The organism is Ruminococcus sp. OM04-4AA (assembly GCF_003462585.1).
Taxonomy (GTDB): Bacteria; Bacillota; Clostridia; order Lachnospirales; family Lachnospiraceae; genus Mediterraneibacter; species Mediterraneibacter faecis.
Genome location: NZ_QTZH01000069.1, coordinates 1 through 12,322, shown reverse-complemented (window position 1 = coordinate 12,322; position 12,322 = coordinate 1). Strand labels below are relative to the sequence as shown.

The 12,322-nt window shown below is 41.2% G+C and carries 10 protein-coding genes; 8 read left to right on the top strand and 2 right to left on the bottom strand.

Going from position 1 to position 12,322, the window contains the following annotated elements; all coding sequences use genetic code 11:
* Positions 1–107: 107 nt before the first annotated feature.
* Positions 108–764, top strand: a complete 657-nt coding sequence (locus DXB52_RS13815) for a YigZ family protein (protein WP_117579329.1) — start codon at positions 108–110, stop codon at positions 762–764.
* Positions 765–905: 141 nt separating this feature from the next.
* Here the strand turns inward: DXB52_RS13815 and hpf are convergent, their stop codons facing one another.
* Entirely contained in the window at positions 906–1,466 is a 561-nt protein-coding gene (hpf, locus tag DXB52_RS13810) for a ribosome hibernation-promoting factor, HPF/YfiA family (protein ID WP_015529601.1), read from the bottom strand.
* Between the two features lie 208 nt (positions 1,467–1,674).
* Positions 1,675–3,504, bottom strand: coding sequence for a translational GTPase TypA (gene typA / locus DXB52_RS13805; protein WP_117540644.1), 1,830 nt, complete (start codon positions 3,502–3,504; stop codon positions 1,675–1,677).
* Between the two features lie 222 nt (positions 3,505–3,726).
* Here typA and DXB52_RS13800 point away from each other — a divergent pair, with 222 nt between their 5' ends.
* From DXB52_RS13800 to secA, 7 genes are all read left to right on the top strand, one after another.
* The gene (locus tag DXB52_RS13800; RefSeq protein WP_015529603.1) at positions 3,727–4,359 is read left to right on the top strand and encodes a single-stranded DNA-binding protein; all 633 of its coding nucleotides are present in this window, start codon (positions 3,727–3,729) and stop codon (positions 4,357–4,359) included.
* A gap of 195 nt (positions 4,360–4,554) precedes the next feature.
* Complete coding sequence (dapB, locus tag DXB52_RS13795) at positions 4,555–5,313, top strand: 4-hydroxy-tetrahydrodipicolinate reductase (RefSeq protein WP_015529604.1); 759 nt, start codon at positions 4,555–4,557, stop codon at positions 5,311–5,313.
* Between the two features lie 94 nt (positions 5,314–5,407).
* The gene (locus DXB52_RS13790) at positions 5,408–7,363 is read left to right on the top strand and encodes a fructose-1,6-bisphosphatase (RefSeq protein ID WP_117540645.1); all 1,956 of its coding nucleotides are present in this window, start codon (positions 5,408–5,410) and stop codon (positions 7,361–7,363) included.
* 71 nt (positions 7,364–7,434) lie between these two features.
* Positions 7,435–8,277: a sigma-70 family RNA polymerase sigma factor gene (locus DXB52_RS13785; protein WP_055172035.1), complete on the top strand. Its 843-nt coding sequence runs from the start codon at positions 7,435–7,437 to the stop codon at positions 8,275–8,277.
* Between the two features lie 75 nt (positions 8,278–8,352).
* On the top strand, positions 8,353–8,682 hold the full coding sequence (locus DXB52_RS13780; protein ID WP_055172038.1) for a hypothetical protein: 330 nt from the start codon (positions 8,353–8,355) through the stop codon (positions 8,680–8,682).
* Positions 8,683–8,742: 60 nt separating this feature from the next.
* Positions 8,743–9,519, top strand: coding sequence for a phosphoribosylformimino-5-aminoimidazole carboxamide ribotide isomerase (hisA, locus tag DXB52_RS13775; protein WP_118107788.1), 777 nt, complete (start codon positions 8,743–8,745; stop codon positions 9,517–9,519).
* 105 nt (positions 9,520–9,624) lie between these two features.
* Positions 9,625–12,201 carry a preprotein translocase subunit SecA gene (gene secA, locus DXB52_RS13770; RefSeq protein ID WP_015529608.1) on the top strand — a complete coding sequence of 859 codons (2,577 nt, stop codon included), beginning with the start codon at positions 9,625–9,627 and terminating at the stop codon, positions 12,199–12,201.
* Positions 12,202–12,322: the final 121 nt, after the last annotated feature.

The window sequence follows — 12,322 nt, the reverse complement described above, 5'->3', positions numbered from 1 at the left end:
ATAGAAAAAGCATGGTATATTAGATAAAGATAGAAAAAGCATGGTATATTAGATAAAGAAATATTTTCAAATATAGCAAAAATAAAAAAAGAATGGGAGACTGAAAAATGGAAATCTACCATACAATATATAAGGGCGGAAATGGAGAAATTGTTGAAAAGAAATCCAGATTTATTGCAGAGGTGTATCCGGTCACATCAGAAGAAGAAGCAATGGAGATTTTAGAGCAGACAAGAAAGCAGTACTGGGATGCGAGACATCATTGCTGGGCTTACATTATAGGAAGGAATCCGGCGGCAGAAAGAATGAGTGATGATGGAGAACCGGCAGGGACAGCAGGAAAGCCTATTTTGGAGGTGATCCGTGGGAGAGAACTGACGAATGTACTTGTAATTGTCACAAGATATTTTGGAGGTACACTTCTTGGAACAGGTGGACTGGTCAGGGCTTATACAGCAGCAACGCTCGAAGGATTGAAGAACAGTGAGAGCATCGCAAGGATTCATGGAGTGAAACTTGGGATTGAGACGAATTATACGGATTTGGGGAAAATTCAATATCTGATTGCAAATCGAAATCTGGATCAATTAGAACCTGTTTACACAGATAAGGTTGAAATGACAGTGTTTGTTCCGACAGATGAGATGGGCAGCCTGCGAGCTGAACTGATGGAAGGGACAAACGGCCAGGTGGTTCTGGATGAGGAGACAACCTGTTGGTTTGCAAGGACAGAAGATGGAATTAAGATTTTTGATGAAGAATGATTCTCATAGAAGAGGTTATTCTGTGAGATAGAAATGAACTGCTGCCGGATATTGATATTCTGGCAGCGGTTCATTTCCTTTAAGTAAGTGTCATATTATATTCAATAAATCTACTTATACTGAATAAATATGGTTACTGTTCTATGAGAATTCTGGTTCGATCAGACCAAATGAACCATCTTTTCTTTTGTATACTACATTGACTTCATCTGTCTCTGCATTGGAGAATACGAAGAAGTTATGTCCGAGAAGTTCCATTTGAACACAAGCATCTTCTGGAAACATTGGTTTAATACCAAACTTCTTTGTACGAACGATACGGACTTCATCGTCTTCTGTTGTCTCTTCTTCTGAATCAAAGAATTCTTTTCTGAAGCTGTTCCCTGATGGAGCATATGATGTAGGATGTCCCTGATTACGAGCGACCAGTTTGTTTTTATATTTGCGAAGCTGGCGTTCGATGATCTCTTCTACAAGATCAATGGAAACATACATATCATTGCTTGTCTGCTCAGAACGGATAATATTTCCTTTGACTGGGATTGTTACCTCAATTTTCTGACGTCCTTTTTCTACACTGAGCGTTACATTGATTTCTGTTTCAGGAGTGAAGTACCTTTCAAGTTTTCCTAATTTCTGTTCGATAGCATCCTTTAATCCCGGTGTTACCTCGATGTTTTTTCCGCTGATAATAAATTTCATGCTGCTCAACTCCTTTGTTCAAATTATACAGAAGAATGATTAGATTACTTCTGTATCATGGTTACATTATAACATGAAAAAGATTTTCTGTATACAATAAATCGTCCTAAAATTATGAAAATTTTCAAAACTTTAGGACGATCTTAAAATTATCAGATAATTAATGAATGCTATTTTAATCCGCGAGCATAAGCTTCAAACACGAATATTATTTATTGATCGTGCTGCGTTTTCTCATTCTGGAATCCAGAATCTTCTTGCGGATACGCAGATTTTCCGGTGTTACTTCAAGAAGTTCATCGGTATCAATAAAGTCAAGTGCCTGCTCAAGACTGAGGACACGCGGAGGTGTCAGACGAAGTGCTTCATCTGCACTGGAAGAACGTGTGTTAGTAAGATGTTTTGTCTTACATACGTTCAGCTCGATATCTTCAGCTTTACCATTCTGTCCGATGACCATACCGGAATATACTTTTTCACCGGCTCCGATGAAGAGAGTACCACGCTCCTGAGCACTGTACAGACCATAAGTTACGGATTCACCTGTCTCAAATGCGATCAGGGATCCCTGCTTACGATACTGGATATCTCCTTTGTATGGTGCATATCCTTCAAAGCTTGTGTTGATGATACCATTTCCCTTTGTATCTGTCATGAACTCTCCACGGTATCCGATCAGTCCACGTGCCGGGATAAGGAACTCGAGACGAGTATATCCACCGTTTGACGGAGTCATGTTGCGGAGTTCACCTTTTCTCTGACCGAGTTTTTCGATAACAACTCCTGTGAACTCATCAGGAACATCAATATAAGCAAGCTCCATAGGCTCAAGTTTCTTGCCATTTTCATCTGTGTGATACAGAACTTCAGCTTTACTTACTGCAAACTCGTATCCTTCACGGCGCATGTTTTCAATAAGAACAGAAAGGTGAAGCTCACCACGGCCGGATACTTTGAAACTGTCTGCATTTTCTGTCTCTTCTACACGAAGGCTGACATCTGTGTTCAGCTCACGGAAGAGGCGGTCACGCAGATGGCGGGATGTAACGAATTTACCTTCCTGTCCTGCGAACGGACTGTCGTTTACGATGAACTGCATAGAGATCGTTGGCTCAGAAATCTTCTGGAACGGAATGGCTTCCGGATTCTCAGGAGAGCAGAGAGTGTCTCCGATGGAAATATCTGTGATACCTGATACTGCAACAATAGATCCGATTGTAGCTTCTTTTACTTCTACACGGTTCAGTCCGTCGAATTCATAGAGCTTACCAATTTTTACACGCTGCTGTTTGTCCGGGTCATGATGGTTTACAAGAACCATATCCTGGTTTACAGCGATTGTACCGTTCTCTACTTTACCAACTCCGATACGACCAACATATTCATTGTAGTCAATCGTGCTGATCAGCATCTGGGTCGGAGCTTCCGGATCACCTTCCGGAGCAGGAATGTAGTCAAGGATAGTCTCGAACAGTGGTTTCATATCCTGTTTTTCATCAGAGAGATCAAGGACAGCAACACCAGCCTTTGCAGAAGCGTATACAAAAGGACATTCAAGCTGGTCATCAGAAGCACCGAGGTCGATAAAGAGTTCAAGCACTTCATCAATTACGTCATCAGGTCTTGCTTCCGGACGGTCAATCTTATTGATACATACGATAACAGGAAGTTCCAGCTCGAGAGCTTTTCTCAGAACGAACTTTGTCTGAGGCATAGCACCTTCAAATGCATCTACAACAAGTACAACACCATTCACCATCTTAAGAACACGTTCAACTTCTCCACCGAAGTCAGCATGTCCCGGTGTGTCAATGATATTGATCTTAACACCATTATAATGAACAGCGGTATTCTTGGAAAGGATTGTGATTCCACGCTCACGCTCGATATCATTAGAGTCCATGACACGTTCTTCTACTTCCTGATTCTCACGGAATACACCACTCTGTTTTAAAAGCTCGTCAACCAGAGTTGTCTTACCATGGTCAACATGGGCGATAATTGCAACATTTCTCACATCTTCACGTTTTGTTTTCATAATCTAAACACTCTTCCTTATTATAAAAAAATATTTATCTGTAACATAACTTCATTATTTTATCACAAAAAATGAAATTTACAAGAAAAAGTTTGAATTCGATTTTAAGTACGAAAAAGGTCGAATGTTTTTTCTGTAAAAAATAGTTCTATTTCATTACAATAAGACATACATTAGGTAATGACTTAAAATACCAGCCAGAGGAAGGGAGAATTATAAATTATGTCAGATAAGATTATTGAAAACAACCAGGTGACAGTTATTGGAGAGGTGGTATCAGAGTTTACATACAGCCATGAGGTCTTTGGAGAAGGTTTCTATATGGTAGAACTTCTTGTAAAGCGGTTAAGTAACTCTTGTGATCGGATTCCGGTCATGATATCAGAACGTCTCATTGACGTAACACAGGATTGCCGTGGAGAATATTTAATGGTGTCTGGTCAGTTCAGATCCTATAATCGTCATGAGGAGACAAAAAACAGACTGGTTCTTTCTGTGTTTGCGAGAGAAATAGAATTTATCGAGGAAGAACCGGATGGAGCAAGAACAAATCATATACTTCTTGAAGGATATATGTGTAAGCGTCCGGTCTACAGAAAAACACCTCTTGGAAGAGAAATTGCAGATATTCTGCTGGCAGTGAACAGACCGTATGGTAAATCTGATTATATTCCATGTATCTGCTGGGGGAGAAATGCAAGATATGCTTCAAACTTTGATGTAGGGGAACATGTCAGAATATTCGGAAGAATCCAAAGCAGAGAGTATGTGAAGAAATTGTCAGAGACACAAACAGAGACAAGAATCGCATATGAGGTCTCCGTCAGTAAACTGGAGTGTGTGGAAGAATTCTAAGGGTGGATTGTTTCATTATTTAAAACTTTGTGAAAAGGATATCATATATTGAGATAACAACTCAAATGTGATATTCTTTTTTATATGATATTTCGGAAAATAAGAGTGTGATGAAAGAAAAACAGGTAATGCTGATAGACAGTAGTTCTGAAAAATCATGGAATACTTGAGGTTTCATACAGGAGGAAGATACAGATGGTTAAGATATTAATGCACGGATGCAATGGAAAAATGGGACGCATGATCACAGAAATTGTGAAGAATGAAGAAGATGCAGTGATTGCGGCAGGCGTCGACAAGTTCACAGGAATTCCAAATGATTATCCGGTATTTGAAGAGATTACACAGTGTGATGTGGATGTAGATGTAGTGATTGATTTTTCCAATGCGGGAGCAGTGGATGAATTGTTAGATTACTGTGTGAAGAAGAGTCTTCCGGTTGTTCTTTGTACAACAGGGCTTTCAGACGAACAGTTAAAGAAGGTAGATGAGTGTTCTGAGAAGATTGCAGTTCTTAAGTCTGCGAATATGTCAATGGGAATCAACCTGTTACTGAAACTTTTGAAAGATGCTGCCAAAGTACTTGCACCGGCAGGCTATGATATTGAACTTGTTGAGAAACACCATAATCAGAAGCTGGATGCACCAAGCGGAACGGCACTTGCATTGGCAGACTCTATTAATGAAGCAATGGGAAATGAATACGAGTATGTATATGACAGAAGTCAGGTGAGAAAGAAGCGAGACGCAAAGGAAATTGGTATTTCAGCAGTTCGTGCAGGAACAATCGTAGGAGAACATGAGGTGATTTTTGCAGGAACAGATGAAGTGATTGAATTTAAACATACTGCATATTCAAGAAGCGTATTTGCCAAAGGTGCAGTTGAGGCAGGAAAGTTCCTTGCGGGACAGCCAGCCGGCATGTATGACATGGGGGATGTTATTCAGTTTTAGTACTGGATGAATAATAGCCGGTAAACCGGCGGGAACAAGATCCGGTAAATAGATCCCGGTAAGGGGAAGATTTCGGGTCTGGAGGAGATTGTGTATGAAAAATATGGAAAACCGTTATTTAGACAGGTTGTCGGATCTTTATCCGACAATTGCAGCTGCATCTACGGAGATTATTAATCTGCAGGCAATTTTGAACCTTCCGAAGGGGACAGAGCATTTTCTGACGGATGTACATGGAGAAGATGAAGCTTTTTCTCATGTTCTGAGGAATGGATCTGGTGCCGTGAGAAGCAAGATTGAAGATGTTTTTGGTAATACAATGAGTGTAAAGGACAAAAAAGCACTGGCAACATTGATTTACTATCCGAAAGCGAAGATGGAACAGGTGAAGCGGACGGAGTCGAATATGGATGACTGGTATCGAGTGAATTTGTATCGTCTGATAGAAGTAAGTAAGCGTGCAGCAAGTAAATATACAAGATCTAAAGTGAGAAAATCACTGCCGAAGGATTTCTCTTATGTGATCGAAGAATTGATTACCGAGAAAGCGGAAGTCAGTGACAAAGAGTCCTATTATAATGAAATTATTTCTACAATCATCAGGATCGGACGGGCAGAAGAATTTATTGCAGCAATTTCAGAACTGATCCAGCGTCTGGTTGTGGATCATCTGCATATTGTCGGTGATATTTATGACAGAGGACCGGGACCGCATCTTATTATGGATAAGCTGCTGAAATATCATTCTGTTGATATCCAGTGGGGAAACCATGATGTTGTATGGATGGGGGCAGCGGCCGGACAGTTGGGCTGCATTGCAAATGTGATCCGTATCTGCGCCAGATATGGAAACCTGGATATTATAGAAGATGGTTATGGTATTAACTTGCTTCCACTGGCTACATTTGCTATGAGGATGTACAAGGATGATCCATGTACATGTTTTAAATTGAAAGGTACTGACAGACCGGAATCTGATGAGATGCAGATGAATCTGAGAATACATAAAGCGATTTCAATTATTCAGTTTAAAGTAGAAGGTCAGATTATAGAGAGGCAGAAAGGATTCCATCTGGAGAATCGTGCGTTACTGCATAAGATTGATTATCAGAAAGGTACGATTAATCTGGAAGGAAAAGAATATAAGCTCCTGGATACAAATTTCCCGACAATAGATCCAAAGAACCCATATAAACTGACTTCTGAAGAGGAAGAAATTATGGATCGTCTGGTGCATGCTTTTGTGGGATGTGAAAAATTGCAGGAACATATGCGTTTCCTTCTTGCGAAAGGTGGTTTGTATAAGGTATATAACAATAATCTGTTGTATCATGGATGTGTACCGTTAGATGCGAAGGGGAACCTGAAAGAAGTAGAAATTTTCGGAAAGAAATATCGTGGAAAGGCCTTGTATGATGTGTTGGAAAGTTATGTGAGAAAAGGATTTTTTGCATTGGATCCAAAGGAGCGGGAAGATGGAAAAGATACAATGTGGTATATCTGGTTACATCCGGACTCACCGTTATTTGGAAAGAACAAGATGGCGACCTTTGAAAGATATTTCCTTGCAGAGAAGGAAACACATATAGAAAAGAAAAATCCATACTATGCTCTGCTTGAAAATGAGACAGTTGTGGATAATATCATGATAGAATTTGGATTGGATCCAAAAGAGGATACACACATTGTAAATGGTCATGTGCCGGTTAAGAGAAAAGATGGCGAGAGTCCGATCAAGTGTAATGGTAAAGTAATGGTTATTGATGGGGGATTTTCAAGAGCATATCAGAAAGAAACCGGAATTGCAGGATACACGCTGGTTTATAATTCGTATGGATTACTTCTGGTAGCACATGAACCATTTGAGTCTACAGAAGCAGCAATTAAGAAGGAAAATGACATTCATTCAGAGACGGTAGTAGTGACCAGAGTGAACGAGAGACGTCTTGTTGGTGACACCGACGCTGGAAGGAAATTAAAAGAACAGATTAAAGATCTTGAATGGTTGCTGTCGTCGTACAGAAATGGTCAGATTATAGAAAAACTGTAAATAATTGTTTATGCTGATTATAGAGACGTAGAAAAACATATTTAGGACTGAAGATAGAAAGGATTACTAGAATGGAAAAAGACTTAAATCTTCCGGAAGGAACAGAAGTAACAGAACCGCTGAAAATCTATCTGAATGAGATTGGACAGATCCCTTTGCTGTCAGAAGAAGAGGAAAGAGACCTTGGGTGTAAAAGTGCTTCAGGAGATGAGGATGCAAGGAGAAAGCTGGAAGAGGGGAATCTACGCCTGGTGGTATCTCTCGCAAAACATTATACTGGAAGAGGGATTACACTCATGGATCTGATCCAGGAGGGAAATATTGGTCTCATGCATGCGGCAGAGAAATATGATTATACAAAGGAAAATCGATTTTCCACATATGCATCCTGGTGGATCAAAGAAGCAATGCAGCGGGCAATCGATCAGCAGTCACGAGAAATCCGTGTACCGGTTCATGTTGCAGAGAATATGAAGAAAGTACAGAAAATTTCAAAAGATCTTCAGCAGAAATTTGGAAGAGAGGCTACACCGGAAGAGATAGCAGCAGAGATGAAGGATAAATCACCGGAATTTGTAAAAGAGATTTTGTCATATCTTCAGAATCCGGTTTCACTGGAAACTCCGGTAGGAGAAGATGGGGAGAATAATCTTGGTGACATGGTTGAAGATAAGGATGCAACGACGCCGGAAGATGCTATGAATCAGCTTGTGCAAAAAGAAGAAGTACAGGAATTGTTAGAGTCTCTTAATGACAGAGAACGTCAGGTGATCCGCTTGAGATTTGGTCTGGAAGATGGAAAAACACATACGTTGGAAGAAATCGGTGATGAACTGAATGTGACAAGAGAACGCGTACGTCAGATTGAAGCCAGAGCGATGGAGAAACTTCGCAGCAAAGCGACAAAACTGTAAAAAATTTCTTTTGAATAAATATTGAAAAATTGCAGATAGTAAAGACACAATATTTATTTGAAAGGAAGACAAAAAATGAGGAGAATAAGAAAATTGCTTGTCTGTGTGATGTGCGTACTGATGCTTTGCAGTCTCGCTGGTTGTGGAAACAACACAGGAACAGCGAATGACAATCTCAATGATGCGACATCCGGTGAAAACCATGATGGAAGTGGAGAAAATGGTAATAATACCGGAAATAATGCGGGAGACCAGAATGGAGATAGTATCCTAGATGACGCGGTTGACGATGTAACGGATGGCGTGGATGATGTTACAGACGATATCACAAATGGTGTCGATGATGCAGCCGATGATCTGACGCAGGAGAATGGCGTGCAGAACAAGATGCAGAATAACGAGTGATCAATATGCCGTAGGCCGGAAACGGAACTGCGGCATTTTTCTAAAAGAAGGAGAGACAGGATGAGATTCAGACCATGTATTGATATACATAATGGAAAAGTGAAACAGATTGTCGGAGGCAGTCTGAAAGATGAAGGAAATCAGGCCAGCACAAACTTTACGTCAGAACTGGATGCAGCATGGTATGCAAGACAGTATCAGAAAGATCACCTGAAAAGCGGCCATATAATTCTTTTAAATCCAGTTGGATCAGAATACTACGAGGCGACGAAAAAGCAGGCGATGGGAGCTCTGGCGGCATACCCGGGTGGAATGCAGATCGGTGGAGGGATTACAGCTGAAAATGTAAAAGAGTACCTGAACGCCGGAGCAAGTCATGTGATCGTGACTTCATATGTGTTTCAAGACGGGATTTTTCATGAAGAGAGACTGCAGAAATTAGTAAATGCAGTTGGCAAAGAACATGTGGTTTTAGATCTTAGCTGCAGAAGAAAAGACGGTAAATTTTACGTGGTTACTGATCGCTGGCAGAAATTCACAGAACTTGCGCTGTCTCACGAAGTGTTAGATCAGCTTTCAGAATACTGCGATGAATTTTTGATCCATGGCGTAGATGTGGAGGGGAAAGGCGCCGGAATGGAAACGGAATTAGTAAGAATGCTTGGAAGCTGGGAAGGAATCCCAATCACATATGCCGGTGGAATCGGATCACTGGAAGATTTGGAAAGATTCCGAAAAGAGAGTGGCGGAAAGGTCGATTTTACAATTGGAAGTGCTCTTGATCTGTTTGGAGGGAAAATCCCATATGCAGAAGTTTGTAAATCCGCAGAATGTTAACACTCTATGAAGTTGTTGAATTCGCAGGCGGATAGTGATAGAATGTAGAACAGAGTGGAATTTCAGACCAAAATCAAAATTCAGAGAAGGAGTAATTGCGGAAATATGAATATTATAGAAAAGATTTTCGGAACTCACAGTGAGAACGAGCTGAAACGAATTTATCCGATCGTAGATCGCATCGAGGCACTGGGACCGGAGATGGAGGCGCTTTCAGACGAAGAACTTCGAGGAAAGACAAAAGAATTTAAAGAACGACTGAAAGAGGGAGAGACTCTGGATGATATCCTTCCGGAAGCATATGCTGTAGTAAGAGAAGGTGCTTACAGAAGTCTTGGAATGCGCCATTATAGAGTACAGTTGATTGGTGGTATCATCCTGCATCAGGGACGTATCGCAGAGATGAGAACAGGTGAAGGTAAGACTCTTGTGTCTACACTCCCTGCATACCTGAATGCCCTGGATGGAAAAGGCGTTCACATTGTCACAGTTAATGACTATCTGGCGAAACGTGATGCTGAGTGGATGGGAAAAGTACATGAGTTTTTAGGACTCAAAGTCGGTGTTGTTCTCAATGAGATGAACAATGACGAGAGACGAGAGGCTTATAATTGCGATATTACTTATGTAACGAATAATGAACTTGGATTTGATTATCTGAGAGATAACATGGTTATCTATAAAGAACAGCTGGTTCAGAGAGGATTGCATTATGCAGTTATCGATGAGGTCGATTCCGTTTTGATTGATGAGGCCAGAACACCTTTGATCATTTCCGGACAGAGTGGAAAGTCTACAGCTCTGTATGAAGCCTGTGATGTTCTTGCAAAACAGCTGGAACGCGGTGAGGCAAGCGGTGAGTTTTCCAAGATGAATGCCATCATGGGAGAAGAAATCGAAGAGACTGGTGATTTCATTGTTGATGAGAAAGAGAAGACAGTTAACCTGACAGAAGATGGTGTGAAGAAAGTAGAGAAGTTCTTCCACATCGAAAACCTTGCTGATCCGGAGAATCTGGAAATCCAGCATAATATTATCCTTGCGCTCAGAGCACACAATCTGATGTTCCGTGATCAGGATTATGTTGTAACTCCGGATGGTGAAGTTATGATCGTCGATGAGTTTACAGGACGTATCATGCCGGGACGTCGTTACTCTGATGGTCTGCATCAGGCAATTGAGGCGAAGGAACATGTGAAGGTAAGAAGAGAGAGTAAGACTCTGGCAACAATCACATTCCAGAACCTGTTTAATAAGTATGACAAGAAGAGTGGTATGACAGGTACTGCGATCACAGAGGAAAAAGAGTTCCGTGATATTTATGGAATGGACGTTGTTGAAATTCCGACAAACAAGCCGGTACAGAGAGTGGATCTTGAGGATGCTGTTTATAAGACAAAGAAAGAAAAATACGAAGCAGTTGTAGAAGCTGTGAAAGAAGCGCATGCAACAGGACAGCCGGTGCTGGTAGGTACAATTACGATTGAAGTATCCGAACTTCTCAGCAAGATGCTGAAGAAAGAGGGAATCAAGCACAATGTATTGAATGCAAAGTATCATGAGCAGGAGGCTGCAATCGTAGCCGATGCCGGACTTCATGGAGCTGTAACAATCGCAACCAATATGGCTGGTCGTGGTACTGATATCAAACTGGATGATGATGCGCGTGCGGCAGGTGGTCTGAAAATTATCGGTACAGAGAGACATGAATCCCGTCGTATTGACAATCAGCTGCGTGGACGTTCCGGACGTCAGGGAGATCCAGGAGAGTCCAGATTCTACATTTCTCTGGAAGATGATCTGATGCGATTGTTCGGTTCAGAAAGACTGATGGGAATTTTCAATACACTTGGTGTAGAAGACGGTGAGCAGATTGAACATAAGATGCTTTCAAGTGCAATTGAGAAAGCACAGAAGAAGATTGAGAGCAATAACTTTGGTATTCGTAAGAATCTGTTGGAGTACGATCAGGTAATGAACGAGCAGAGAGAGATTATTTACGAAGAGAGACGCCGTGTTCTTGACGGAGAAAGCATGCGTGATACAATCTACAGCATGATTACAGAATATGTGGAAAATATGACAGATCGTTTTGCTTCTACAGAGGCAGATCCGGAAGAGTGGGATATCAAGGGATTGGATGTAAATCTTCACAATGTGATTCCGCAGCTTCAGCTCCCATCTGAGAAGGAATGCCAGAGTATGAGTCAGAAGGAGTTAAAGCATCTTCTGAAAGAACGTGGAGTGAAGGCTTATGAGAACAAAGAAGCAGAGTTCCCGGAGGCAGAGCAGCTTCGTGAAGTTGAGCGTGTTGTACTTCTGAAAGTGATTGATGCAAGATGGATGGATCATATCGATGATATGGATCAGCTGCGTCAGGGAATCGGTCTTCAGGCTTATGGACAGAGAGATCCACTGGTAGAGTACAAGATGACAGGATATGAGATGTTCGGTGAAATGACAAATGCAATCGCTGAAAACACGATCCGTACATTATTCCACATTAAGGTTGAGCAGAAAGTGGAGAGAGAAGAGGTTGCAAAAGTAACCGGAACAAACAAAGATGACAGCGCAGTCCGTGCACCGAAAAAACGCGAGGAGAAGAAGATTTATCCAAACGATCCATGCCCATGCGGAAGTGGAAAGAAGTACAAACAGTGCTGTGGAAGAAAGATTAAATAATCTGTAACTGTTCAGAGCCAAGCAAAATTTCATAAAACAGGTGTAAAATGCTTGCATTTTTAAGACTGTTTTTGAAATTTTATTTGGCGGATACGCCACACCGACGAAATGCGTAGCATTT